We start from the raw sequence: 25,386 nt of genomic DNA, 5'->3' as shown, positions 1-25,386 counted from the left end.
CTCCGTCACCTACGGTCTGCAACACTAACCACCCTCCTACCCCAGCCGCCGCATCCGAAGCGTCAGTGTATAGCCTGCCCGGTCATCAATACTCAGGTCAGCTTTCATTCGTTTGGCCCGCATGTGCATATTATCCTTTCCCTGACCGGTTTTGGAGGCGCGGACGCTGGTGCCAGGGGAAGTTGAGGTGCCGGGCTTTTCGTTCCCGGCCGGCGTGCCATTGTCGCGAATGAAGAGTTCAAACTGCTGCACAAATTGCTCCAATTCTATCTCAACTTTAGTGGCATTACTGTGGCGGGCGATGTTGTTGATGGCCTCTTTGTAGATAAAATACAGATCCTGGCGGGTCGTCCCGGCAATCTCTCTCTTTTCATCAAAGCCCGAAACTCTGAAATCGTATCGAATGTCCAGCGGCAGCAATACTTCATCAGCGTGTTCCTGCATTCGCTGCAGAAGGTTACCGATGGTATCCCGACGGGAATCAATGCTCCAGATCACATCACTCATCTTAGACATCGCACTTCGGCCCGCCTCTCCCACCGTGTGCAGACGGGACTTCAGCTTTTCGTCGTCGGTTTTGTTTTTCAGTAGTTCCGCCTGCAGGGTAATACCCGCCAGCAGGCCCGAGACCTCATCATGAATATCACTACTTAGTTGGGTTCTCAGCTGTTCGTTGCGCAGCTTTTCGCGTAGTCTGGCCTGCAAAATGATGAGGAGCAAGAAAGCAAAAGTCGCCACCAGCGCCACCTGAAACCATAGCTGCTCCACTACATATTGCCGTACGTTAAGGGAGAGGGTGAGTTCCTGGTTGCCATAGTTCCCGTTAGCTCCGGCTCCCTGCACGCGCAGCTTGTAGCTACCAGCCCCCAGGTTGTTAAACCGGATCGTTCGTTCGTTCGTAAGGGATACCCAATCATCGTTGAAGCCTTCCAGGCGGTAACGGAACTGACTACTACTCGGCCGCTGGCCGGCCGGCAAGGCAAAGGAGACCGCCACACTCTTCTCCGAAGGGAAGATCGTCACCTGCCGCAATTCATCGAGGTTTCGAGACAGCACCCGCTCGCTCTCTCTGCCAGAGATTTTGACCTCCGTCAGCATCACATCAGCACCGGCAGCATTAGCAGAAAGATCCTCTTCGCGGAAGACCGTCAGCCCATTCGTACCACCAAAGAAGTACCGCCCGCTGGCGTCCCTCAGGAAAGAGGTCGGTGAAAACTCATCGTTACTCAGGCCGTCTTCCCGGTAATACCGCCGGATGGAGCCCGGGGCGGGGTCTTCGGGCATGCGCACCAGACCATTTTGCGTAGACAGCCAGAATCCACCGCTGGTGTCCGGCAGGATACCGTAAACAATGTTACTACTCAAGCCATCCTGACGACCGAAATGCCGCAGCTTATTTCCGGAGTCGTCGTACTCTACCAGTCCCCCATCCGTTCCTACCCAATAATGACCATCTGCTGCTTCGTGGATGGCATACACCGGCATTCCGCTGGCTTCCCGGATGTTGCCATCGGGGGTAGGATTATCAAGATAGTAAACACTGTCCTGTTCAGGAGAATAGGCCACCACCCCCCGGTTTTGCGTACCGATCAGGAGTTTATCGTTCTTTACCGGCAACAGGTAATTAATTTTCAACCCCAAAAGCGGAGCCCCTTCGCCACCCATTACTTCCGTAAAGGATCGCCCGTCTTCATCGAGTTTCAGTAACAGTCCCGTCCTTCGCGGGTCAGACACCCCAAAATAAAGCTGGCCATCCGGGCCAAAATTCATGGCCGTGATGGGGTATTTTGTTTTCCGGACGTAGGTCTTTTGTGCATGGGTATCGTAGAAAAACAGAAGCCCTCCCTTAGCTAAACCCAGCTGTAAAGCGTAGCCCCAGATGCCGTTTCTCTCCCGATCGAACAACAGGTCTCCGCCTTTTCTAAAATCAATAAGTTGCGTAGTATCCTCCGCATTTCTGAGGAGTAGCGTATCGAGCTGGTCAGCGTTAGCATCCATAGTGTAGATGACTCCGTCCTCCTCCATGATGTAAACCCTGCCATTATCATCCTCGCACATCCCCCGCATGGTATTCCGGAAGAGATCATTACCCGCGGGTACTTCCAAATAGGTTTTTACGGGATTGACGTAGCGTTCCACTACCCCCAGCCCCTCCCGAAGGCCCAGATAGACGGTCTCCTGAAAATCAATGGCTGCCATGGCGGTGACGGCCCGCTGGGTTGGCAGTGCTTCTTCAAATAGGGACAAGCGCCCGGTGCTGTCCACCAGATAATATTCATCAGGAAGCTGCTCGCCGAGGATATCCTCCGTGGCCAGTAGCATCAACTGGCCACGCTCATCCTGGAAAATCCGGGGGTAACGCAGCCCATCGTCGAGGCCGCTTACCGGCACCGGCTCAGTTTCCGGCCGCCAGCGAAAGAGTGGATATCCGTCCCGGAAGCTCAGGTAAACCTGCCCGTTTTTCGCTTCGCTAAAGGTGTAGAATCGTCGTTGCCCGCTGGTTTCTGCAAAGGGCCGGCTGATCAGTTCCCCCCGGGCACTTAAATGCCGGAAGCCATGCTCTTCATCATAAAGTAGAAACTGGCCGTTGGTTAAGACCATAAGCTCCACCCGCGGAGCAACCGTCGTCCATGCATCATTAGGCTCGTGGTAAATGGAGGTGAAGCCCGTACGGTCATTCTCCTTACCAGGGGTAAATTCATAGATATAGGTTCCTTCCGTTCCAATCGTCACGATGAAGGTTCTGCCAAATTGATCCGTTGTGATGGAACGGGGGTGCCCCAGAACGCCCGTACTGGGCGCTAACCTTATTTGTTCCACCGAGAAGTCGCGGGGGTCAAAGCGATCAAAGTAGCCGAAAAAATCGCGGAAGGTTACGATGAATTTCTCCTCATTATCCACCGTAACGGAGGCAATGCTACCCCGGCTAAGACTTGCCTCCTCTCCGGACAAACCGCCAAACTGGCGAAAGCTCTGCCCGTCGAAGCGGTTAAGCCCGTCCATCGTAGACACCCACAAAAAGCCATCTTTACCGATGTAGAGATCATTGATCTCTCTGGCCGTCAGCCCGTCATTGACCGTAAAATACTCAATACGGAGGGGCTGGGCTATGGCCGTAAAAGACCACAACAACAAAAACTGCAAGGCAAGATTCCAGGCTCGTATCACGTATACAAAGGTAGTGCGTTACTAAATCTCCCCCTTGAGCTTCTTATGTACCACCTCCATCTTAGAGTTGACCCGCAGTTTGCGGTAAATGTTCTTGATGTGGTCCCGAACGGTTTCAATACTGATATCCAGGCGCTCCCCAATCTCCCGGTAACTCAGATTATCGACAAGGCCCTGAACGATGTCCAGCTGCCGGGCGGTAAGCTGGGAAGCGGGGTCTCCCGTACTTTTTCGTCGTTGCTGATTGTGAAAAGCCACTACCTGGCGGGCAATACTCGGGCTCATGTACGAACCGCCACGGTGCACGGTATAAACGGCGTCGCGAATGATATTAGGGTTCATTCGCTTCTTACTGATATACCCGAAAGCACCGGCCTGCAGCGCCCGGAAAATATTGTCCGAGTCGTCTGAGTTGGTCAGCATGATAATGTCCAGGTCCGGAAATTGCTCCAGAAGCCGGGGAATGCCAACGATGCCATTCATACCGGGCAGCATAATGTCTAGCAGCAGGGTGTTCAACGGACTGTCTTTAGGAATGCCGGCCAGGAAATCTTCGACACTAGTGGTGGCCAATTCGACGCTTACGTCGCGGGAAGCTTCAAAGCATTCCTCGACACTGGCGAGCATAATGGGTTCGTCTTCAATAATGCCAAGATGGATCATAGGTTGTTGCGTTAGTAAAAGGAGAACGTCTCGCGTAAAAATAACGTTCAGGGCGCTACCGCGGGTGCAGGGAAAAGTCAGGAGGAGCCGTGGACAGCAGCATACCTACTCCCCTTGCTTCCCAAAAGCCAGACTTTGCACCTGCGGCTGCGCCTGCTCATTGGCCGCCTTCCCACAAACACTCGTTTTCGCAGGTATATCTACTTGATCACGCAAGCTTTAATTGCTTTCCTGTTCCCATTGACCTGAAGTTGCCAGCAAACAAACCCATTCATTATGCGTACAACAACAACTGCTCCCTCGACGGAGGAAGCCATACAGGATTTACGGGCTTATGCCGACGGCAATCCTGACTTCGTTCAACTGCTGGAAAGCTCTTTGAACAAGGCCCGGAATGCCGCCGATGGCACCCTGAACGATGACCTTTTTGAGGCACTCGACTGGCCTACGGACATCCTTGGCTACTACGAGTTCCTCAAAACCTTCCTCCGCTGGATTCCGCAGCAAAGCCCCCTGCCCGCCTGGAACGGCGGTAACGGCAGCCAGGAAGTTTATGACCGCCTTTGCCACTTTTACTTTCTGATCGACCAGCCCGTTGGCCCTGACAATGTTCTGATCCAGAATGATGAGTACTTCTCCGACTTCCTCATTGCTTACGCCGATGCCTGGGGGGACTTCCTCAATACGCCCGACTCTTTCACCGAGGAGATGATGGAGTCCTACTGGAAATACTCCCCTGAGTTTCGTGTCTGTGATTCCATCATTGACGGAAGGCCAAATAATGAGAAGCAAAGCTGGGACACTTTCAACGAATTCTTCGCCCGCAGCCTCAATCCAGGCCTGCGGCCCATTGCCGATCCGGCTTCCAATAAGACCGTTGCTCTGCCTGCTGACTGCACCTACAAGGATCAATACCCGATTGCGGAAGATTCCTCGGTATCTGAGGTAGTGCTGAAGCAAACCCACCGGTTTGGGAACATCAAAGATCTGCTGGAAGGAAGTGCTTACGCAGATGCTTTTGCCGGCGGCACCTTCGTCCATTACTTCCTCGGCCCCTATTCCTACCACCGCTTTCATACGCCGGTCAGCGGCCTCGTGGCGGAACTGACAAAGGTACACGGCAAGACTTTTCTGGACGTCAACCTTGAGGATACGCCCGGTCAGTTCTCCGCACCGGATAAGTCCATCAAAGGAAAGCCTCCAGTCGGATATGAATTTAGCCAGGCTCGGGGCTACCTCATTATCGACACCAGCAACTCGCCCGCAGGAGACGTTGGGCTGGTGGCAGCGATTCCGGTAGGGATGTGCCAGGTTTCTTCCGTCCTCCTGAACCAACCCATTTTAGGTCAGCACGTAGAAAAAGGCACAGAATTCGGCCATTTCGAATTCGGAGGCTCGGATATTATTCTGCTCTTTCAAAAAGGACGGCTTCCGGCTGACGGCATTAATACCGATAAGAATAGCTACCGCTATTACGGTACTTCTGTGAGCATCTGCCCTAATTCTCCCAAAGCCTGGGAAAAAGGGAAGCCCGTTTGTACCATCAGGCCGAAAACCTGCTGAGACACTCCTTAAATCACCAGACCTATTCTTTCGGGAGCCGGCGCATTGAGTTGCGGCCGGCTCCCGTCCGTTGACCCCATTTAGAAAGCGGGAATAGCTGCTCGTTTTTGTCCATTTATGAAGCGGCATTGCTCTTACAAGGGTATAAACCCCAACTGCTTCAGAAGTGCCCTCAAAACAAATCTTACCTTTGAACTTATCCAATGCGATAGTCGTACTCTTGGCGACTCAACAAAAGAACCTGTATGTATTTAGTTACCGGCGCGGCTGGCTTTATCGGGAGTGCGCTCGTCGCTTATCTTAACCAACAGGGAATTACGGACCTGATTTTGGCGGACGACTTTCTCCATTACCAAAATAAGACACCCAATCTGGAGGGCAAAAAATACCTCCGGAAAGTGGAAAGAGACATTCTCTTTGATCGTTGGGATGAGGAAAAATGGCCCCTTCGTGGCGTTTACCATTTGGGTGCTCGAACGGATACGACCGAGACCGACAAAGAAATTTTCGACCGTTTAAATCGTCATTTTTCTAAAGAGGTCTGGAAGCGATGTACGGATTTATCCATTCCATTGATCTACGCCAGCAGTGGAGCGACCTACGGACTGGGCGAGCACGGTTATGAAGACCGGGATGAGTTGGCCTCCGTCCTGGAGCCCCTCAATGAATACGGCCGGAGTAAGAACGATTTTGACGTTTGGGCCCTGGCACAGAAAAGCTCTCCACCCAATTGGTACGGGCTTAAATTTTTTAATGTCTACGGCCCTAATGAATATCATAAAGGCCGGATGGCCAGCGTAATCTGGCATACCTTTCGGCAGGTCAAAGCAACGGGCGGCATGAAGCTGTTCCGCAGTCATCGGGAAGATTATGCCGATGGCCAGCAGACCCGAGACTTCATCTACGTGAAGGATCTTTGCCGGGTCAATCACTGGCTAATGCACCAACGGCCCAGCCCTAACGGCCTGTACAACCTGGGAACGGGCAAGGGGCGGACATTCCAGGACCTGGCGGCCAACACCTTTAGGGCCATGGGCCAGGAACCCAACATCAGTTTCATCGACACTCCGGCTGATATTCGGGATAAATATCAATACTTTACCGAAGCTGACATGCGCAAGCTCCGCAGCGTCGGTTACGATGCGCCCTTCACGTCTCTGGAGGACGGCATCGAAGACTACGTCACAAACTACCTCATTCCGGGGAACTACTTTTAACATTTATCACACCACTATACCATGAGCAAACGCCATACCACCTTAGGCGAATTCCTGATCGGCAGACCCGAAGAATTCGAATACGACAATGCGGAACTTGGCCAACTAATTAATGCCATCCGTCTAGCCGGAAAGGTAGTAAGCCACGAAATTCGTAAAGCCGGACTCGTTGATATTACCGGAACAATAGGCTCAACCAACGTCCAGGGCGAAGAACAGAAAAAACTCGATGTTTTCGCTAACGAGGCCTTCATCAATACATTGACCAATCGTGACATCGTTTGCGGCATCGTCTCCGAAGAAAACGAGGAAATGATTACCATCTCGGGCGCGAATAATCGTAACCGCAACAAGTACGTCGTCGTGATGGACCCATTGGATGGCAGCTCAAATATCGACGTGAATATTACGGTAGGCACCATTTTTGGTATCTACCGGAGAATCTCTCCGGTGGGAACTCCGGTAACCGTCGAAGATTTTCTGCAGCCAGGCAACCTGCAGGTTGCCGCAGGCTACATCGCTTACGGAACTTCCACGATGATGGTCTACACTACCGGAAACGGAGTACATGGTTTTACGCTCAACCCTGCCATTGGCACCTATTACCTCTCCCATCCAAATATTACCATTCCAGACATGGGAAACATTTACAGCGTCAACCAGGGAGGCTATGTACATTTCCCTGAAGGGGTTAAAAAATACATCAAGTATTGCCAGGCAGAAGAGGATGATCGCCCCTACACCGGTCGTTACGTCGGAAGTATGGTCGCCGATATTCACCGAACCTTACTTCTGGGAGGCATCTACATCTACCCGCAGAGTACGGGTAAGCCCGAAGGAAAGCTCCGGCTGCTTTATGAATGTAACCCCTTTGCCTTTCTTCTGGAACAGGCCGGCGGACGGGCCACTAACGGGGCTCAGCGGATTATGGACATCAAACCCACCGACATCCACCAGCGGATGCCCTTCTTTGGTGGCTGCGTTGCCATGGTGGAGAAAGCGGAATCGTTTTTGAAGAAAAACTCCTAAAAAAGTCTGCAATACACTTAATGAGACCAGCCGTCTAAAAGAAAGAGATTTCCTTTTGGTCCTTGTGGTCTGTCAACACTTAAATTGGTAGTAGAGTGCTGGTAGATTTTTGGGCCTGGCAAAGCGCTCAAACCGGAATTTAGCCCAAGCTAAATGAGGATTTGAGTAACGCTGTCAGGCGCGAAAAGATGCCGCAGGCTACTACCATATTTAGGTTTGACAGACCACTAGTGTCAATTCGAGGGAGAGAAAATATAGCTTTTCACACGGCATCAGATTATGGATGATAATAATGACACCACCAGTCTATAAAAATAATATTCCAAGTCATACAATATATTTTGGTACTATTGGTTTTATATCGTAACTTACGTATCTAATTCATTACCTACAACCCATCACCCATGCGTTCTTTCAAGTCACTCTTCGGAGCTTCAGTAACTAGTTTTCTAGTTTTCTAGTTTTATTTCTATTTTTTGGCTGTACTCCTGATTCTAGCCTTAATCAGGTCACTTTAGATCAGGTTGAACTTAGATCAAAAGTACCAGATGTCGAAAAATTCGTAGAAATGATTTCTAATCTTACGAAAGACAATAGCATAAGAAAATCTATCCTCAATTCGCTTCATACAGGTCAATTTAATGATCACTACATTCTACTTGCAGAATTAGCTGATTTAGATCTTTCTACTCCAACCTATCCTGGAGTAGGTCATGTTTCTGATCTGTTCAAATCTCCATACGCTAAATCTGGCGTTGTAGATTTTGATGCATTTATAGAGCACTATCCGTCGTTTGAGCTTAAGCTTATTGACGAATGGACAAAACAAGATGTTGCTAACATAACTCCAAGAATTCCAATTGCATATTCAGTTAGTGGTAAGCCCAACAGTAACTCTACGTATAACATTATAAAAGCAGACGGATCATCATCTTTAATGGATTCAGAATCAAAACCATCTACCGGTACAATTTATGTTGGTCCGTCGGAAAGAATTAAAGTGATTGAGAAGTCAAGTGATTTTTATAGTGATTTACAAGACAGTGGTTGTCTTAATGATCTAGTTTTACATCATGAACATTCTGATTTCATTTACCTTACGAATCAAGAACATGCGAAAGCTGTTACTTGTGTGAACTTCTACAACGCTGGTGTTGTAGTCGATTTTCGGGATGATTTCCCTTGCGAAGATAGCGATAGAGACGCAAATGAACTTAAAGATCATTTGGCAACATTTATGTTGAGTGATAGAAATGCGTTTGATTTAGCCTTTTTCGGAGAGCGTGGCATTTTTCGCAGGACTGACATAGAAATTATCGCTACGATAAATGTGATCACGACTGATGGGACACCAATCCAAATCGAAAAAGCGATGACATTTCATAGAAACGATATGAGAAGTAATGTGTTATTTGGCTCTTTTGATTTAGAAACTGCCACTGTAGATTTAGAAATTATTACATGGCAGCCTGATCTGTATCAACCAACAATGCTCTACCAGTGGATTGAAGATGATGCGGATGGAAATGAACAGATGGTAACAACACCAATACCCGTAACTTTGCCAGACCCTTCCAATCCAGATACTACTATATCAACTACAGTAACAGTAGAGAATACGTTCAGTTCTGAAGACACAAATCTGGGTAGCTCATTAGTAGAGTACTGTGACCCTGCTAATGGGGATGGAACTGAGTACAACACAGGTACAGTAAAGTTTACTGTTAACTTACAGGACAACTAATTATTAGATAAGATACACGTCTTAGTTTAAGCACCTTCTACAATATATAGTTACCATGGTTTTTTTCTACTTTAAAAAAATATTGGTCTCTATATTCCTTATGCTCGCTCCATGTTATTTATCAGCTCAATTCAATATTAGCCTTGAATATGGACTAGAGCAAATCATCAGTGATAACTTTGCATTGACTAATCTTGAAAGTTTTTCGATTGAGTCAAATAATGTTAGCAACTCAACTAGTGACTTCCTAAGATTAGGGGTAAGTCGTGACCTTAATTGGAATAACCTCTCTCTCGGAATTGTAGGGACATTACATTCACGTTACTCTTTGTCGTATGAACTTACTGATTTCAACTCGACCAGCGTTTTCGGACCAGCACAAAAGGTAATTGGTATTGGAGGTAGGTTATATGACTTTGGCATAAACACTACTTACAAAAGCAACTTATCAATTGGTAAAAGACAACTAGGGTGTAGCTTCGCTCTAACTCTAGGGACGTTGATACATTCTCCTGATAATAGCGAACCATTTACAAACCTTGGCCCCGAAGCAATTAGAATCGAAAAGGTCAGTAACACTATACTTTCAGTACCGTTTAAGAATGCTTTTTTCGTACAACCATCAGCATATTTTACCTTCAGATTTATATTTTTACGTGCATCCTATCTACATCCAGTGATCAGGAGCATAGTTGATGATGTAACAACTGAAGACACCAACTATTACTTTTTTTATCGTAAAAAGATGGTACAATTTTCGCTAGGTATAAACCACGAATTCTAGTGCCCCATTTTTGGACTTAGGCTAAAATATAAATACATAAGGATAAACTTAGATGTAGTACAAAACAACCTTGAAACACACTGATTGCATAGTGTTTCATCAAAGACCTCGAAGGGGCAGCCATATGGCTACCTCTTCGCTGCTTCTAAGTATAGGCCGTTAAACCTTTTAGGCTGCCGCCGTGACGATTTCCACTTCCTTCCTCAAGCGGTCTAATATAACGTGAAGTTTGGCATTTGTCTTGTTACAACCCTTTGTTCTCCAGTTCTTTAAGTAACACTTTGGGTGCAGTCTGTTAGTCTGTTAGTCATTTAGTTTGTCGTAACAGACCAAAAGACCAACAGACTAACGCCAAGAATCATAGTAAAACCTGCTTAATTCGCCAATGCCTGATGTTGACTGGACAGACCTCACGTTAATATACTCTACCGGTTTTCACAGGTGCATTCGTAGTGCCATTCCCTGCTCATCTGTGTGTTACCCTCCCGAAAGAAAAATCCACCCTTTCCCGAAGGGGAAAAGGTGGATCAAAAAAACCACTTAGAGAAATCTTAGGGAAAGTTCAATGGGATTGGGAATCAGAGTCTGTCTAACTGGTAGCGCTCAATGATATCGGTCAGCTTACTGACCAGTTCTCGGTCGGTGCTATAGTTTGTTTTTGCCAAAGCTGCCAGCCATTGTTGATAGTTGACACTTTCATTGGCCAGTTCAGGAAAGTTTTGTTGGACATATTCGCTATGCGCACGCCAGTTCATCCAGGCATTATCGAAATAGCGGGCACCAGCGGAAAGCCCGAAATGGTTATTGTCTTTCTTCGCAGCCGGGCTCTGCCCGGCGTTACTCAGTAATATCCCCAGGGCCATCTTAGCGGGTGCAGGAATACTGAATTTCTTCTCTTCGCCCTGAGCAACCCGCTCAAAGCGGCTGATGTAGCCACGAACCGCGCGCTCGTCCAGTTTATTAACACTCCAGCTTTCCGAAGGAGAAGATGTTGAGCCGCCCAGCCCTGGCATCAGGCTCATGGTATTGGTAGCCCGAGGACTACTCCCCTCCTGCCTGGCAGCCATGTGCCTGCCCATTGGCTGGCCGGCAGCAAAGCCTTCCTTGCCAACGCTAACGGTAAAGTCTACCTGCTTTTGCGTGAAGACAAAAGCGGCAAGACACATCAGCCCCACCCTGAACCAGGTAAGCCGGAATCGTTGCATCCAGACCGGGGGAATGTACTCCGTGCGGCCCATCCGATGGCGTAAGGAAGTAAATAATTGACCGGCCCGGTTACGGGCACGACGCCAAAGAAGTGACCAGTCGATGGTCAGAATTCTATCATTACCCCGCCGACGCGCAGGGCTGTTATTTGAAGATGACATAACCGTTTTACTTTTCTTGCAACCTGCCACCAAATGTGGTGACAAAACAAAAGTAAAACACATTGTTTGTTTTTGCAAACAAAATGTTCTTTTTGTTTAAACTAAAATTGGTCGTTGGAAAGTCCACTTCCGTCGAACGGGTTTTCCCCATAGCCATTAGCCCCTACCTTCGCTATCCACCAAGCCGTCAATATGCGCTATTATTTTTCCTTACTCATAGGTCTGCTTTTTTTTCAGCTCAATGCCCAACAGGAGGCCATTAAAAGTTTCTCTGCTGAACTAACCGTGCAGACTGACGGGTCCGTACTCGTAGACGAAACCATCACCGTTTACGCCGATGGCAAGGAGATCAAACGCGGCATCACCCGTGCCTTGCATCGCAGACCGATTGGTGAGGATGCAGCGACCAACCGCTTCGATTACGAGGTCCTTTCTGTTACTCGCGATGGTTCAGATGAAAGCTACCATACTAAATCAGAGAATGGATACCGGGTCATTTATGTCGGCAAGAAAGATGTCATTCTCGATCCGGGGACCTATACCTATACCGTGAGGTACCGCAGTGACCATCAGGTCTATTTCCTCGAAGGCATTGATGAAATACGCTGGCCGCTAATTGGTACTGACGGTCGGCTCCCCGTGGAAGAAGCATCCATGACGATTAACTTCCCCTCCGGGACGGAACTCATCAACAGTAGCTGCTACACCGGCGGAGACGGCTCCAGAGAATCTGACTGTACGGTTAGCCGGGGCCTGTCCTCCGTTGAATTTAAGTCTGATCGATCACTAGCTGTCGGCGAGGGGATGTTAGTTTCCACCGGTGCCCCCAAAGGCACCATCATGCGTCCCGTCCCCCCGCCCCCGCCAAGCCCCTTACAGCAAAAGGGAAGCCTCTGGGCCAGTATTTTCGGGCTTTTCCTCTCGCTGTATTACGGGTACACTACCTGGAAAAAATATGGCGTTGATCCGGTGGCGGAGGATCCCGGCCTGCAGTTTGCTCCGCCGGAGGGGCTTTCGCCCGCCAGTGTGGCCTATTTGCACTCCGGCTACCCGGGTCAGGCGCAGCTGACGGCTTCCATCACGGCACTGGCCATTGCTGGCTATCTGGATATTGTGGAAGAAGAAAGAAGTGGATTTTTCAGCAGTAAAGAGATTTTCATTCTCCGACCTACCGACCTTGTCCCCCGGCCGGGCAGCCTGCCTCCTGAGCAACAGGTACTCTATGATCAGTTGCTGGACATTGGGGGAGATATTGAATTAAACGGTGAATACAACGAGGAGCTTAATGCTGCCACGACCAGCCATAACGAAAGTCTGAGTGACCAGCACGGAGCCTTTCTGAAGGAGAAAAGCAACGGTAAGAAGATTCTACCCTTACTTGGCATATTCATCGCTACGGCGGTCTTGGGCGGCCTGTTCCTGCCATACAGCCCTAAGTTGGGGGTCCTCGTATTCGTCATAACCATGTTTCTGCTTACCATCGGTACGGGCCTTTTTGCCTGGCTGATTCGCCTGCCTACGCTGGAGAAGGTTACCCTTCGGGCTAAAATTAAGGGGCTCAATGATTACCTCAGGCTTTCGGAGAAAAAGCGAAAGCAGCTGTATAATGCTCCGGAGATGAATCAGGAACACTTTGAGGCCTTACTCCCTTACGCTATTGCCCTGGGCAGGGAGAACAACTGGGCCGCTGACCTGAGTGCCGATTGGGCCGACTCTTCCCAACGGGAGACCAATCGGAACATGCCCTGGCTATTTGCAGGTTTCGGGACGAGCATGGGGACAGCGTACTCGGGCACAGCCCATCACGCAGCGAGTGCCGGCGGTGGCGGAGGCAGCTCCTTCTCCGGTGGTGGTGGTTCCGTAGGCGGCGGTGGCGGCACGGGGGGCTGGTAGGAATATTCAGGGCGCCGCAGCGCAGGTGCAAAAGAGAGTTAAGAGGCAACACCCCACCCTGCTTTTACCCTTTGCCTGCACCTGCGGCCCCGCGCCCGGGGTCTGTCTTCACGGAGGCATTTTGACACATTACAACTCCTCTTCCACTGATTATCATTAGATTAGCCTTACACCGCTAATCTTTCACCATGCTACCCCGTTACTATTTCACGCTCATTTTCCTACTGTTAACGGTTGGTCTTGCGGCACAATCCAACTGGCAATCCGCCGTAATTACCACCTCCGACGGAGAGCAACTGGTGGGCAAAATCGATGACCGCCGCTGGGGCTTTCGCATTCGTCAGCTACGCTTCAGACCCGCCGGAAGCCAGGAAGTTCAGCGGCTCTTCATCCCGGATCTGAAAAGCTTCACCGTAGCTAACCGGCAGTACGTCGTGCAGGATCTCACCGTTAACTCCAGCCCCCGTGCCACCAGGGAGCTCGTGAAACCCGAGCGTAAATCCGTTGAGCAATCCCCCAAAGCGATAATGCTGCTTTTGGAAGGGCCGGTTTCTCTCTATTCCTACGTTGACGAGCAAAGCAATACTCACTTTTTCGCCCAAAAACGGGGTGGAGAAATTACTTACCTCGAATTTGGCCGCTACCTCCTGGATCAGGAATACAGCAAAACCTACTACACCGAGCCGGATGTTTTCCGGGATCAGCTAATTGACCTCCTGCGCGACTGCCCCAAGCTGGAACTGGAAATATCCCGCGTAAAATATCGGCAAGAACCATTGATCAAGCTTTTTGAACGCTACTATGCCTGCAGTAATGAACGAGCTACCTATGAGCTTCCCCGAACCGAAGGAGGCTGGTCCTTTGGCATAGACGCTGGCGTAGTGCGCAGTACACCCGATTACGGAGAGATTGCACCCGGCGCCATTTTCTTCAGCGGTTTGTCCTCTACTGATCCCGCAGCTGGCGCCCACCTGACGTATCGCTTTAGTGGCCTGTCCGGAGACGTCGCTGTCCGCTTAGGCGTCTGGTATGAAAGCTTTGAGGTAACGAAAAGCGTACCACTCACCGAAGACAGCAGCCCCAATATCAGAAGCTCACAAGAGTACTTCTTCAACGAACGATCGATCCACTTCCAACTCGGCCCGGAAGCGATTCTGGTCCGTAGTCGTTTTCCCGTCGTTTTGGAAACTGCCGCTCATTACCACCGGATTCTGGATTACCGGGAAAGCCGCTTCAACCAGCGAATTGAAAATGGTATGATTACCTCTACCGGACTGGCCTACGATTTTGCCAACACCAACGCCTTTTCTTTATCCTTCGGGGCGGGCGTTATCATTGGTCCGGGGCGCATCACCCTCCGCGCCTCCGCTACGCGGCGGGTATATGACACGTTTGTGCTGAACCTTTATCGCGTAGGTATAATTGGGAGTTATGAGTTCTGATGCTTTGCAGAAGGGAATCATCCCGGCTCTTTGCGCAAAAAAAATCCCCGATTAGCTTTAGCTAACCGGGGAGTAAAATGTTTCCGTGAGTATTCTATAGCGTTAAACATTTACATTAGCGCATGTTTCTTGCGCCCTGCACGAGCAGGTTTACTTCGTTATTCAAAACTTCAACGAATCCGCGCTCAATGGTAAAAGTCATCGTACGATTACCGTCATTGCCCGTAGCCATTGTGTTGGCTTCTTCGTCGTAGAACTTATATTCACCGCCCGCGGTGGAAAGCGTCACCTTACCCCCGGAAAGGGCAGATACCAATGGAGCGTGACCTTCCAGCAGCTGGAAAGAGCCTTCCACTCCGGGAAGTGACACCTGACTGATGGAGCCGGTGAAAATGGTGCGATCGGGAGTTAGAACAGAAATGTTCATAATTAGTATTGTGGTATTGTAGTAATGTAGTTTTGTAGTGCCGTCATTGGAGGTGTGACGGGCGTTGGAAGTGTAGCGACTGTAGTAATCATAACATCTGCCATAACTATAAAATGCGGCAGCACTACATTACTACAAAACTACACGACTACAACATTACTAGGCTTTCGCCATTTCTGCTTCTCCCTTAGCGATGGCATCCTCAATGGTACCAACCAGGTTGAAAGCGTTTTCAGAGTACTGATCCACTTCTCCGTCCATGATCATGTTGAAGCCTTTGATCGTATCCTTGATGTCAACGAAAACGCCCTTCAGGCCAGTGAACTGCTCGGCCACGTGGAATGGCTGAGAAAGGAAACGCTCCACACGGCGGGCGCGGGAAACGACCAGCTTGTCTTCTTCGCTGAGTTCGTCCAGACCAAGAATGGCGATGATGTCCTGAAGCTCGTTGTAGCGGGCCAGGATGTTAATCACGCGCTGGGCAGTGTTGTAGTGCTCATCACCAATGATGGCAGGGTCGAGAATCCGTGACGTAGAGTCCAGCGGATCAACGGCCGGGTAGATACCCTTGGAAGCAATCTTACGGTTCAGTACCGTCGTTGCGTCCAGGTGAGCAAAAGTTGTTGCGGGGGCGGGGTCGGTAAGGTCATCCGCAGGTACGTAAACAGCCTGTACGGAAGTAATGGACCCACGCTTGGTGGAGGTAATCCGTTCCTGCATCACACCCATCTCAGTAGCCAGCGTTGGCTGGTAACCTACCGCCGAAGGCATACGACCCAGAAGGGCAGATACCTCAGAACCGGCCTGAGTGAAACGGAAGATGTTATCAACGAAGAAAAGGATATCACGGCCTCCGGTAGGATCGCTCAGATCGCCGTCGCGGTAGTACTCTGCGATGGTCAGACCAGAGAGTGCAACCCGTGCACGGGCTCCGGGAGGCTCGTTCATCTGTCCGAATACGAAGGTAGCCTTCGATTCTTCGAGTTCTTTCATGTCAACCAGTGAAAGATCCCAGCCGCCTTCTTCCATGTCGTGCATGAACTTCTCACCGTACTTAATAATGTTGGATTCCAACATCTCACGGAGGAGGTCATTACCCTCGCGGGTACGCTCACCAACACCGGCAAATACGGAGATACCTTCGTAACCTACAGCAATGTTGTTGATCAATTCCTGGATGAGTACCGTCTTACCTACACCAGCACCACCGAAAAGACCAATCTTACCACCTTTAGTGTAAGGCTCGATCAGATCGATAACCTTAATACCGGTGAAAAGAGGTTCTTTTTCCGTAGACAGGTCTTCGAAAGAAGGGGGTTGGTTGTGAATGGGGCGGGCATCTGCTCCTTTAGGTACAGCAGGCATACCGTCAATCGGGTCACCAACTACGTTGAAAAGACGACCTTTGATCGCTTCTCCAACGGGCATCGCGATGGCGCGGCCTGTATCCGTTACAACTGTGCCACGGGTAAGACCGTCGGTGGCCTCCATGGCAATCGTCCGAACGGAATCTTCTCCGAGGTGCTGCTGCACTTCGAGAACGAGGATCTCGCCATTTGGGCGGGTGATCTCAAGGGCGTTGAGGATAGCGGGGAGATCCGTATTCTCGCCGGCGAAACTTACGTCGACTACTGGACCAATAACCTGCTTTACTTTACCGATGTTTGCCATGAAGGGGTACTTAGTGGTAGAGGGGGGTTGCTTAATTGAGCCGCAAAAGTAAGGCCTTTAAAGGAAGTGACAAAGGATTTTGGCCGGCTTATTCATTGGAATTTCAAGCTTTGTGTCAAAAGCGCACTAAGCCACGCAAAATTTTCGGGCGCAAACGCAGGTGCAAAGCAGCGTCAAGGAGCAAGGAGCTCCCGTGCAACTGCGTCCCCTCTTTGCCCCCATCCACACGCTTTGCACCTGCGCGCGCCGCCAAAGCAGCTGAGGTATCCGTACCGACACAAGCTTATTCCTCAAGAAAATAGTTCCCACCACCGAACATGGGCTCCGCCCTTCACGTATTATTAGCAAACGCACATCTAACTCCCTGACTTTTAACTATCAACATGTAAAGGGCTGTAAAACGCCCCTAAAAACCAATTTAAATTATGAGTAGCTTTAGTAATCAAATTTCCGCCCTGAACACCATTATTACCACCCTGTACGACGGTGAAAACGGCTTTAAGCAAGCTGCCGATACGGTAGATAATGCAGCACTGGCCACAAAATTCCGCTCCCTCAGCCAGCAGCGTTATGACTTTGGCCATGCCATTAAGCCATTTATCAAGCAGCTCGGAGGCGAAGTCAATGAAGGAGGCAGCCCAACGGCCGCCGTCCACCGTGGTTGGATAGACTTTAAAACGAATTTTACCGGCAACGACGAAGTCGCCGTTCTGAATGAGTGTATCCGCGGTGAAGAAAGCGCCCTGAATACCTATCAGGACGTGATCATCGATGAAAAGATTCCCGCAGCCGCCCGCGCCGTGCTCCGGGAGCAACTTGACGCTATCACCAGCTCACTGAATGATATGCGCAAACTGGCCAACTCCTATGAGACCGCCTAAGCGTATTCTTCTGAAATGAAATTGTAAGCCCCCGTCACTAATCCTGGCGGGGGCTTGTTCTTTTTAGGCTGGTGCTCCGAAAGATGACCTTATCTTCGCCCCAAATTATTTAGTCTTGTCTAATAGTGCCATCCTGCTTATTCATTGCCCCGATCAGCCGGGCCTCGTTGCTCAAGTGACCGAGTTTGTCCATAAGAACCGGGGAAATATCACCAACCTCGACCAACACGTAGACCGGGATCTAAACCATTTCTTTATGAGAATTGAGTGGGATCTTACGGACTTCGTGATTCCGAAAGAAAAGATCGGCGACTACTTTTCCACCCTGATTGGCAGTACCTATAATATGGAGTGGCAGCTGAAATTTACGGACCAGAAGCCGCGCATGGCTCTGTTCGTCAGCAAGGCAAGCCATTGCCTCTACGATATTCTTCAGCGCTACGGCACGGGGGAATATGACTGTGAGATCACGGCCATTGTTAGTAATCACACCAAGCTCGCTTACATCGCCGAACGGTTTGACATTCCTTTCCACCACATCCCGATCACCAGGGAGACCAAGCCGGAGCAAGAGCAAAAGACAAAAGTCTTACTGGATGAACTGCAGACCGATTTTATCGTTCTGGCCCGCTATATGCAGATTTTGTCCGACGACTTCTGCGACCACTATGCGACACGCATTATCAACATTCACCACTCCTTCCTTCCGGCCTTCAAAGGTGCGCGGCCTTATCATAGCGCCTTTGAGCGCGGCGTCAAGCTGATCGGTGCGACCAGCCATTACGTGACGGCGGACCTGGATGAGGGGCCCATCATTGCTCAGGACGTGGAACGGGTGAGCCATCGCCACGGCATCAATGATCTAAAACGTATTGGTAAAGACGTTGAGAAGCGGGTCCTTAGCCGCGCCATCTATCTCCAGCTCCAGCACCGGGTATTACCCTTTGGCAACCGGACGGTGATTTTTAATTAACCGGCAATAAGCTGCCCCGGGAGAGCATTAGTTAGCCGTCAGCTATCTTGGCGGCTTCAATACTTCCCTACCCTAACTTAATTTTCATGCTCCAGGCAAACAACATTACTAAAAGCTACGGCACCCTTCAGGTTCTTAAAGGTGTAGACCTGCAGATTGGAAAGGGAGAGGTGGTAAGCATCGTTGGCAAATCAGGAGCGGGAAAAAGTACACTCTTGCACATTCTCGGCACCCTCGACCGGCCCGACGGAGGGACCCTCGCCATCGGCGGGCAGGATGTATTTGGTCTGGGAGAGCGGCAGCTGGCCGCTTTTCGTAATAAAGAAGTAGGCTTCGTTTTCCAGTTTCACCATTTGCTTCCTGAGTTTACGGCTCTGGAGAATGTTTGTATTCCGGCCTACATCAATAAAGCCCCCGTTGAGGCTACGGAAAAAAAGGCCCTTGGCCTGCTCCGTTACCTCGGCCTTGAAGACCGGGCGGAGCATAAGCCCAACCAGATGAGTGGCGGAGAGCAACAACGTATCGCTGTTGCCCGGGCCCTGATCAATGACCCGGCCATCGTTTTTGCGGATGAGCCGAGCGGCAACCTTGACTCAGCCAGCTCCGAAGAGTTGCACAGCCTGTTGTTTAAACTGCGGGACGATTTTGGCCAGTCTTTCATCATCGTCACCCACAACGAAGAGCTCGCCCGTATGAGTGACCGCCGCCTGGAAATGGTGGACGGGGTGCTTAAGGGGTAAGGGAGAAAAGGATTAAGGAGTAAAGGTTAAGGGGAAAATAGAATCCTTACCTATCTTGCCCACTTATGTTAGCAGAAGAAACTACTCCAAAACCAGAGAGCACTGAGGTCACCCCGGGAGACAGTATCCGGGAATGGTTTAAAGACTTCATGAACCTGCGGGAAGGCAGCGACCGGGAAGGTGCCGTGCAGTCCATCATCAGCGGTAAGTTAATGAGGGGTTCCAACGCCTGGATGTTGGTCTGTTCCATCATGATTGCCAGCCTTGGGCTCAACCTCAACTCCGGAGCCGTCATTATCGGGGCCATGTTGATCTCTCCGCTCATGAACCCCATTTTGGGCGTCGGGCTGGGGGTAGGAACTAACGACCGGGACCTGCTCTGGCAAGCACTCAAAAACTTCGGTATCGCCATCATCATTGCTCTGGTGACCAGCGTGCTCTACTTTGCCGTTACGCCCATCGATATTTTCACGGACGAAATGCAGGCCCGTACTGAACCCACCATCCTTGACGCGCTGGTCGCCGTATTCGGTGGTCTGGCGGGGATCATCTCCGTTACCCGGGCGGATAAGACAAACGCCATACCTGGCGTAGCCATCGCCACAGCCTTGATGCCACCACTATGTGTCGCTGGCTACGGCATCACCCTGGCCTTCAGTGATCCAGACCTGGGCTTTTCCGTCTTCTGGAGAGCATTCTACCTCTTCTTCCTTAACTCCTTCTTCATCGCCGTAACGGCTTACGTGATCATCCGCCTGCTACGCTTCCCCTATCGGAAATATGTGAACAAACAGGAATCCCGAAAGAGTCAACTCATCATCGGTGCCATCAGTATACTGATGATCTTACCCGGCATCTACGTGCTGACCGACGTACTGGAGGACCAGAGCCAGGAAAAAGCCGCCCGCCAGTTTACGGAAAAGTATTTCCCCAGCAGCAGCTCGACCTACCTTCTGAACCGGGAAAACGATGAGCAGCCACTATTGATTTACCCGGTTAAAGACCGGCTGCTTGACCGGGACAGCATCCAGTATTACACCCGCATTCTGCAGGAGAAGCCATACGAATTGACCGGTGCCCGCATTGTTACGGACACCAGCTTCACGGCTTCCGAAATGGCCGGCATTCAGGGCAAGCTATCAACGATGAGTAATCATGATGGCCGCATCAACAACCTTGAGCAACGGCTTGGCCAGCTCGTTTTGCAGCAACAGCAACTCACCAATCAGATGATAGCCTCCCGCTCCGACACGGCTATTGCTAAAAACCTGACCAAAAAGCTCCGGCTCTCTTTCACCGAGGTAGACGCTGTCCATATGGCTCGGCTTCCAACGCTGGACTCTTCATCTGTGTCCGCCATTCCACTCATCGCGCTCAAACGAAGCTGGCCCGGACGACGCCCCACCACCTCCCAGCTAAGATCCACCCGCGAACGCCTGATGGAGTTCCTGAAAGTCGAGCTGGAAGTTGACACCATCGTGCTCGTTATTGAAGATCAGTAACCGGTGTACGCTGGCGGATGAGATTTGACCTAAAAAAGGCCCGAAGGGGTGCTTCGGGCCGGAAAATTTGTCTATTCAATTCAATATAAGTCATGGCTCTTAGCCAACCGCAATCTGACGGGGTGGCTTGGGTAAAGCCTCTTCCCGCTTAGGCAGGGTCAGACGCAAAACACCATTGATATAAGAGGCGTCAATGGCCTCATCTTTAATCATTTTGGCGTCGAGCTTAAAGCGGCGGGTGAAATCCGCCAGGCGGAATTCCTTCAGGCGGAAACGTGGCTTACTATCCTCGTCAGTAGTTGGCGTGGTGTAAGTGATTTCTAGTACACCTTCGTTGAAGGCAATATTAAAATTATCTTTCTCACGACCTGGAGCTAACAGTTCCAGTTCGAAGACTTCATCAGTCTCCGTGATATTCACTGCAGGGCGGTACGCGTCAGTAGCCATCGTCCGGTGATCATCAAAGAAACGAGCGAAGTTGGTTGGGAAAGGGCGGTTATAATTGATGAGTTTCATCGTTTATTGGTTTTTATGGTTTGGGGTGCAATGCTGCACGGTGGGGAATAGGCAAAGGGTGTTCCACACAATAATGCACGACATTTTGTCTTGCTTTTTCCAAAACAAGTGACATTTTGTCTTCTGTTTATTGCATTTTGACTTGCTCCGGCAGGTCTCCGTGGGGATTAGGACAAAAAAGGATCTGGAAACAAGCGATTTTCTCCCTCTCGCATCCACTTGGTTGGGCATGGCCATTCATTGCCCTGAGATAAACCCTGCACCTGCGGGCGCGCCAAACAGTACAAAGCCCCCACCCGATAACATCGGATGAGGGCCATAGTATTGTGGAGAAAAACGAGCGGCGTGCTTTTGGAGTCCGGCGCTCTCACCATTGAGCTACCACAGCGCAAGGCCACAGGAAGGAATCGAACCTTCTACTTCCGGATTAAATTTCGAAGTAACGCCAACACTCACTACCACAAAGTACTCCCGACGGGATTCGAACCCGTATCCTCCGGTAGAAAGCCGGAGATCCTGAACCGTTTAGACGACAGGAGCAAAATCACGAAGAAAACGAGACGGGATGCGCCGAAGCGCTTCAGGAATCGAACCTATGCCCCCATGAGGGACAATCAACCAGGAGAAGTAACCCGTACTCTCACTATCGTGAAGATCTGCAGCCCATTGGCTGCGGGAGATAAATGGTCTGTCAGCAATGATTAGTTGCGGCTGATCTAAAAAAATCAGGGGGTTCGGTGCAGGCGGGGCACCAACCAACCTACCACTGCGCCCAATATTAATCCGGCCAGTGCATCTGTCGGCCAATGCTTGGCTGCCTTTACGCGCAGGTAGGCCGTCAAGCCAGACAGAAATCCACTCAGTGAGTAAGTAGTAATTGACACCAGTTCTTTTTCCGCATAGCTCGTCACCAGTTCTGCGAAGAGCAGGGATCCCGCCGCCGCATGGGAAGTATGGCCGGACAGAAACGCAGCCCGGTCATTGCGGCTTAGCTCGTGCCGGGCGTCAAAATCAGGGTTAAGCACGTAAGGGCGGGGTCTACTAACGGTGTTTTTGAGCAGGCTCGTAATCGCAAAATTGAGCAGTATCGTTTCCAGCCAGATCAGCAGAATTGTGGGGTACTGGCGGCGCGTACGCGGGTGCAGGGAAAGTAGAAGGGGCAAGGTTGGGCCACCGTAGAGGCCAATATCCGCCAGTGCCGCTGCGGCCGGGTCGGGCGTCCTAAAGGCCAGCGCATCGAGTGGGTTGCGGGACCCCGCATGGGGGTTGCGGAGATTCCCCACCCGAATCGGCCGGGTGTCTTTGCCATCCACATATACAGCAATAGCGATCAGACTAAGGCCAGCCAGCAGCAGGCTTACTTCCCGAACCGGACGAAGTTGATAGGGCATACTCCTCTAGCGGAAAGTCTCTTCTGATTGTTTAGCCAATCCCCGACTTTTGAAAAGGAATCACCTACCTATCCGGAACAGTCACCCCGGAAGGCTTCCACGTCCTGCACCAAATATGCTTGCTTTGGGTGGTCAGCCGGTCGACCCTATCGAACCGTCCATCCGTTCCCAAACCCTGTCGGCGGGCTCACGAATACCAATTTGCCCTCTCCGTCTTCTGCCATCAGGATCATGGCTTCACTTAAGACTCCCGCCATTTTGCGGGGCGCGAGGTTAGTGACGCATACGACCTGCCGGCCCACCACTTCCTCCGGTGTAAAGTGCTTCGCGATACCAGAGACGACCGAGCGTTGCTCGCTGCCCAGATCAATGGTCAGGTGGAGCAGCTTGCTGGACTTCTTTACCTTTTCAGCGGTAAGGATAGTAGCGGTGCGAAGGTCCATCTTCAGGAAATCGTCGAAGGTCATTTCCGGCTTGAATGCTTCTCGGGCTTCCTGCTCAGGAGCTGCATCGGTTTCGGTTTTAGCGGCCAGCACTGCAGCCATCTTATCCCGTTGCTTCTGGATGATAGCGTTGCGACTGTCGTCTTTACGGTCGATGATCTTGGGGAAGAGGACGCCGGCTTCGCCCAGTTCGTGCCCTGAGGGCAAGAGTGGGCGGCCTGCGGCCAGGGTATCCATCGCCAGCTGCCAGTCTCCGTTCGTTGCCGGGATCTGGTTAAGGACCGCCCGCAGGCGGTCAGCCGAGAAGGGAATAAAGGGCGTACAGGTCAGCGCCAGTGCGGCAGCGATCTGGGCGCAGTGGTACATCGTTTCGGCGATGGCGGGGTCATCGGGGTTAGCCTTGAAGAGGCTCCAGGGCGCGGCATCCTGCAGGTAAGTATTACCGAAAGAAGCCAGCTCCACGAAAGAGGTAGCCGCATCCTTAAAGCGGAAGGCTTCGATGTCCTGTCCGATCTTGTACACGGCTTCCGTCACCTCACTTTGCACCTGCGTATGCGCCCCCTCCGGCACCCGGCCACCGAAATACTTGTGCGTCAGCACCGTCACGCGGTTAATGAAGTTGCCCAGCTTATCCGCCAGGTCTTTATCGTGGTATTCAGTAAACCCGTCCCAGGTAAAGTCTGCATCCTGCTGTTCGGGCAGGTTTCGGATCAGCGCCCAGCGGATGGCGTCTTCGCTGTTCGGGAAGTCTTTAAACTCTTCCACGTATTCCTGCAGTTCAATGCCCCACCCTCTCGACTTGGAGAATTTGTCTCCTTCAAAATTAAGGAACTGGTTGGCCGGTACATTAACCGGCAGATTATACTCGCCGTGGGCCTTCAGCATGGCCGGGAAGACGATGCAGTGAAAAACGATGTTGTCTTTACCAATAAAGTGTACCAGTTCACTGTCGTCGCCTTTCCACCAGTCTTCCCAGTTACCACCGTTTTCTATGGCCCACTGCTTAGTGCTGGAGATGTAGCCGATCGGGGCATCGAACCAAACGTATAACACCTTACCTGGCGCGTCAGGCACCTGGATACCCCAGTCAAGATCGCGGGTAATGGACCGGGGCATCAGGCCTCCATCCAGCCAGCTCATACATTGCCCCACCACGTGTTTTTTCCAGTCTTTAGGGTCGTGCAGTTGCACGCCATCGACCTTTCCTGTCTGTATCCATTCCTTCAGCCAGGTTTCGTGCTCATCCAGCCGGAAGAACCAGTGCTTGGTCTCCCGCAGTTCAGGCTTAGCGCCACTGATGGTGGACACCGGGTTGATGAGTTCCGTGGGGGAAAGGTCTTTGCCACAGTTTTCGCACTGATCGCCAAAAGCATTTTCGGAACCGCAATTCGGGCAGGTTCCCTTGATGTAGCGATCGGCCAGAAACTGATTCGCCTCCGGATCGTAGTACTGCTCGGTGGTTTTGATCTCAAACTGATCGCCCCGCTTCAGTAGTTTCGTGAAAAACTCCTGACTCGTTTCGTGATGCAGTGGCGCGCTCGTCCGGTGGTAATAATCGAAGCTGATCCCCAGGGCCTCGAAGCTGCCTTTATTCAGGGCATGGTATTTATCGATAATATCCCGGGGGTCGATGCCCTCTTTCTTGGCACGAAGGGTAATCGCCGCACCGTGCTCATCCGACCCGCAAACCCACAGCACTTCCCGGCCCATCAGCCGCAGGTAACGGGCGTATATATCAGCGGGTAAGTACGCGCCAGCCAGGTGCCCCAGGTGGAGCGGACCATTGGCGTAAGGGAGAGCGGAGGTGAGGAGAGATTTCATAGTCTATTAGTCAAGCAGTCAGAAAGTCAAGCAGTCAGAAAGTCAAACGCGGTAGCTACTGCCTGACTGCTTGACTCTCTGACTATTTGACTCATAAGCCGCGAAGGTACGCAAGGAGGACAACGGTTTAAAGCGATGAAAAAGTTTTCCC

General features: G+C 50.9%; 19 protein-coding genes and 1 tRNA gene. 11 read left to right on the top strand and 9 right to left on the bottom strand.

The genetic code is table 11. The features are described 5' to 3' along the window. Positions 1-36 precede the first annotated feature (36 nt). Positions 37-3,168 (bottom strand): sensor histidine kinase, encoded by a 3,132-nt coding sequence (locus tag BM123_RS04955; RefSeq protein WP_090165915.1) that lies wholly within the window; start codon positions 3,166-3,168, stop codon positions 37-39. 21 nt (positions 3,169-3,189) lie between these two features. After that, positions 3,190-3,831 carry a response regulator transcription factor gene (locus BM123_RS04950; RefSeq protein ID WP_090165913.1) on the bottom strand — a complete coding sequence of 214 codons (642 nt, stop codon included), beginning with the start codon at positions 3,829-3,831 and terminating at the stop codon, positions 3,190-3,192. Positions 3,832-4,107: 276 nt separating this feature from the next. Here BM123_RS04950 and BM123_RS04945 point away from each other — a divergent pair, with 276 nt between their 5' ends. The 5 genes from BM123_RS04945 (at position 4,108) to BM123_RS04925 (ending at position 10,168) form a co-directional block, all read left to right on the top strand. Then, positions 4,108-5,394 carry a phosphatidylserine decarboxylase gene (locus BM123_RS04945; RefSeq protein WP_090165911.1) on the top strand — a complete coding sequence of 429 codons (1,287 nt, stop codon included), beginning with the start codon at positions 4,108-4,110 and terminating at the stop codon, positions 5,392-5,394. A 245-nt stretch (positions 5,395-5,639) separates the two neighbouring features. Continuing rightward, positions 5,640-6,611 carry an ADP-glyceromanno-heptose 6-epimerase gene (gene rfaD, locus BM123_RS04940; protein ID WP_090165909.1) on the top strand — a complete coding sequence of 324 codons (972 nt, stop codon included), beginning with the start codon at positions 5,640-5,642 and terminating at the stop codon, positions 6,609-6,611. A gap of 21 nt (positions 6,612-6,632) precedes the next feature. Further along, on the top strand, positions 6,633-7,640 hold the full coding sequence (fbp, locus tag BM123_RS04935) for a class 1 fructose-bisphosphatase (RefSeq protein WP_090165907.1): 1,008 nt from the start codon (positions 6,633-6,635) through the stop codon (positions 7,638-7,640). Positions 7,641-8,208: 568 nt separating this feature from the next. Next, positions 8,209-9,384 carry a hypothetical protein gene (locus BM123_RS04930; protein WP_090165905.1) on the top strand — a complete coding sequence of 392 codons (1,176 nt, stop codon included), beginning with the start codon at positions 8,209-8,211 and terminating at the stop codon, positions 9,382-9,384. A 55-nt stretch (positions 9,385-9,439) separates the two neighbouring features. Beyond that, positions 9,440-10,168: a fimbrial protein gene (locus BM123_RS04925; RefSeq protein ID WP_090165903.1), complete on the top strand. Its 729-nt coding sequence runs from the start codon at positions 9,440-9,442 to the stop codon at positions 10,166-10,168. 578 nt (positions 10,169-10,746) lie between these two features. On the opposite strand, the gene BM123_RS04920 is transcribed toward BM123_RS04925, so the two are convergent. Beyond that, entirely contained in the window at positions 10,747-11,535 is a 789-nt protein-coding gene (locus BM123_RS04920; RefSeq protein ID WP_175489252.1) for a glucosaminidase domain-containing protein, read from the bottom strand. Positions 11,536-11,727: 192 nt separating this feature from the next. Here BM123_RS04920 and BM123_RS04915 point away from each other — a divergent pair, with 192 nt between their 5' ends. Next, the gene (locus BM123_RS04915) at positions 11,728-13,428 is read left to right on the top strand and encodes a DUF2207 domain-containing protein (protein WP_090165901.1); all 1,701 of its coding nucleotides are present in this window, start codon (positions 11,728-11,730) and stop codon (positions 13,426-13,428) included. A gap of 188 nt (positions 13,429-13,616) precedes the next feature. Further along, positions 13,617-14,870 (top strand): hypothetical protein, encoded by a 1,254-nt coding sequence (locus tag BM123_RS04910; RefSeq protein WP_090165899.1) that lies wholly within the window; start codon positions 13,617-13,619, stop codon positions 14,868-14,870. 115 nt (positions 14,871-14,985) lie between these two features. Here BM123_RS04910 and BM123_RS04905 read toward each other — a convergent pair whose 3' ends face one another. Continuing rightward, positions 14,986-15,297: a FoF1 ATP synthase subunit delta/epsilon gene (locus BM123_RS04905; protein ID WP_090165897.1), complete on the bottom strand. Its 312-nt coding sequence runs from the start codon at positions 15,295-15,297 to the stop codon at positions 14,986-14,988. Between the two features lie 159 nt (positions 15,298-15,456). Continuing rightward, a complete protein-coding gene (atpD, locus tag BM123_RS04900) occupies positions 15,457-16,968 on the bottom strand; it encodes a F0F1 ATP synthase subunit beta (RefSeq protein ID WP_090165896.1) in 1,512 nt (503 codons plus the stop codon). Positions 16,969-17,393: 425 nt separating this feature from the next. Between atpD and BM123_RS04895 the strand changes: the two genes are divergently transcribed. From BM123_RS04895 to BM123_RS04880, 4 genes are all read left to right on the top strand, one after another. Further along, on the top strand, positions 17,394-17,849 hold the full coding sequence (locus tag BM123_RS04895) for a ferritin-like domain-containing protein (RefSeq protein ID WP_090165894.1): 456 nt from the start codon (positions 17,394-17,396) through the stop codon (positions 17,847-17,849). 115 nt (positions 17,850-17,964) lie between these two features. Continuing rightward, complete coding sequence (gene purU, locus BM123_RS04890; protein ID WP_090165892.1) at positions 17,965-18,822, top strand: formyltetrahydrofolate deformylase; 858 nt, start codon at positions 17,965-17,967, stop codon at positions 18,820-18,822. Between the two features lie 86 nt (positions 18,823-18,908). Next, complete coding sequence (locus tag BM123_RS04885; protein ID WP_090165890.1) at positions 18,909-19,562, top strand: ABC transporter ATP-binding protein; 654 nt, start codon at positions 18,909-18,911, stop codon at positions 19,560-19,562. Positions 19,563-19,627: 65 nt separating this feature from the next. Next, positions 19,628-21,064: a DUF389 domain-containing protein gene (locus BM123_RS04880; protein ID WP_090165888.1), complete on the top strand. Its 1,437-nt coding sequence runs from the start codon at positions 19,628-19,630 to the stop codon at positions 21,062-21,064. Positions 21,065-21,163: 99 nt separating this feature from the next. Here the strand turns inward: BM123_RS04880 and BM123_RS04875 are convergent, their stop codons facing one another. From BM123_RS04875 to metG, 4 genes are all read right to left on the bottom strand, one after another. Next, positions 21,164-21,580 (bottom strand): Hsp20/alpha crystallin family protein, encoded by a 417-nt coding sequence (locus tag BM123_RS04875; RefSeq protein ID WP_090165886.1) that lies wholly within the window; start codon positions 21,578-21,580, stop codon positions 21,164-21,166. Positions 21,581-22,046: 466 nt separating this feature from the next. After that, a tRNA-Glu gene (locus tag BM123_RS04870) sits at positions 22,047-22,120 on the bottom strand. Positions 22,121-22,305: 185 nt separating this feature from the next. Then, the gene (locus BM123_RS04865; RefSeq protein ID WP_090165884.1) at positions 22,306-22,971 is read right to left on the bottom strand and encodes a phosphatase PAP2 family protein; all 666 of its coding nucleotides are present in this window, start codon (positions 22,969-22,971) and stop codon (positions 22,306-22,308) included. 146 nt (positions 22,972-23,117) lie between these two features. Further along, positions 23,118-25,235 carry a methionine--tRNA ligase gene (gene metG / locus BM123_RS04860; RefSeq protein WP_090165882.1) on the bottom strand — a complete coding sequence of 706 codons (2,118 nt, stop codon included), beginning with the start codon at positions 25,233-25,235 and terminating at the stop codon, positions 23,118-23,120. Between the last annotated feature and the right edge of the window lie 151 nt (positions 25,236-25,386).

Origin of the sequence: Neolewinella agarilytica, from assembly GCF_900110645.1 — a bacterium.
GTDB lineage: Bacteria > Bacteroidota > Bacteroidia > Chitinophagales > Saprospiraceae > Neolewinella > Neolewinella agarilytica.
The sequence above is the reverse complement of the archived record's forward strand: the minus strand, read 5'-3'. Positions and strand labels throughout refer to the sequence as shown.

Coding starts and splice junctions, on each gene's coding strand:
- BM123_RS04875 (WP_090165886.1), bottom strand. CDS start 21,580: ATGAAACTCATCAATTATAACCGCCCTTTCCCAACCAACTTCGCTCGT.
- BM123_RS04910 (WP_090165899.1), top strand. CDS start 13,617: ATGCTACCCCGTTACTATTTCACGCTCATTTTCCTACTGTTAACGGTT.
- BM123_RS04930 (WP_090165905.1), top strand. CDS start 8,209: ATGATTTCTAATCTTACGAAAGACAATAGCATAAGAAAATCTATCCTC.
- metG (WP_090165882.1), bottom strand. CDS start 25,235: ATGAAATCTCTCCTCACCTCCGCTCTCCCTTACGCCAATGGTCCGCTC.
- BM123_RS04895 (WP_090165894.1), top strand. CDS start 17,394: ATGAGTAGCTTTAGTAATCAAATTTCCGCCCTGAACACCATTATTACC.
- BM123_RS04905 (WP_090165897.1), bottom strand. CDS start 15,297: ATGAACATTTCTGTTCTAACTCCCGATCGCACCATTTTCACCGGCTCC.
- BM123_RS04925 (WP_090165903.1), top strand. CDS start 9,440: ATGGTTTTTTTCTACTTTAAAAAAATATTGGTCTCTATATTCCTTATG.
- rfaD (WP_090165909.1), top strand. CDS start 5,640: ATGTATTTAGTTACCGGCGCGGCTGGCTTTATCGGGAGTGCGCTCGTC.
- atpD (WP_090165896.1), bottom strand. CDS start 16,968: ATGGCAAACATCGGTAAAGTAAAGCAGGTTATTGGTCCAGTAGTCGAC.
- BM123_RS04880 (WP_090165888.1), top strand. CDS start 19,628: ATGTTAGCAGAAGAAACTACTCCAAAACCAGAGAGCACTGAGGTCACC.
- BM123_RS04945 (WP_090165911.1), top strand. CDS start 4,108: ATGCGTACAACAACAACTGCTCCCTCGACGGAGGAAGCCATACAGGAT.
- BM123_RS04915 (WP_090165901.1), top strand. CDS start 11,728: ATGCGCTATTATTTTTCCTTACTCATAGGTCTGCTTTTTTTTCAGCTC.
- BM123_RS04950 (WP_090165913.1), bottom strand. CDS start 3,831: ATGATCCATCTTGGCATTATTGAAGACGAACCCATTATGCTCGCCAGT.
- BM123_RS04920 (WP_175489252.1), bottom strand. CDS start 11,535: ATGTCATCTTCAAATAACAGCCCTGCGCGTCGGCGGGGTAATGATAGA.
- BM123_RS04885 (WP_090165890.1), top strand. CDS start 18,909: ATGCTCCAGGCAAACAACATTACTAAAAGCTACGGCACCCTTCAGGTT.
- fbp (WP_090165907.1), top strand. CDS start 6,633: ATGAGCAAACGCCATACCACCTTAGGCGAATTCCTGATCGGCAGACCC.
- BM123_RS04865 (WP_090165884.1), bottom strand. CDS start 22,971: ATGCCCTATCAACTTCGTCCGGTTCGGGAAGTAAGCCTGCTGCTGGCT.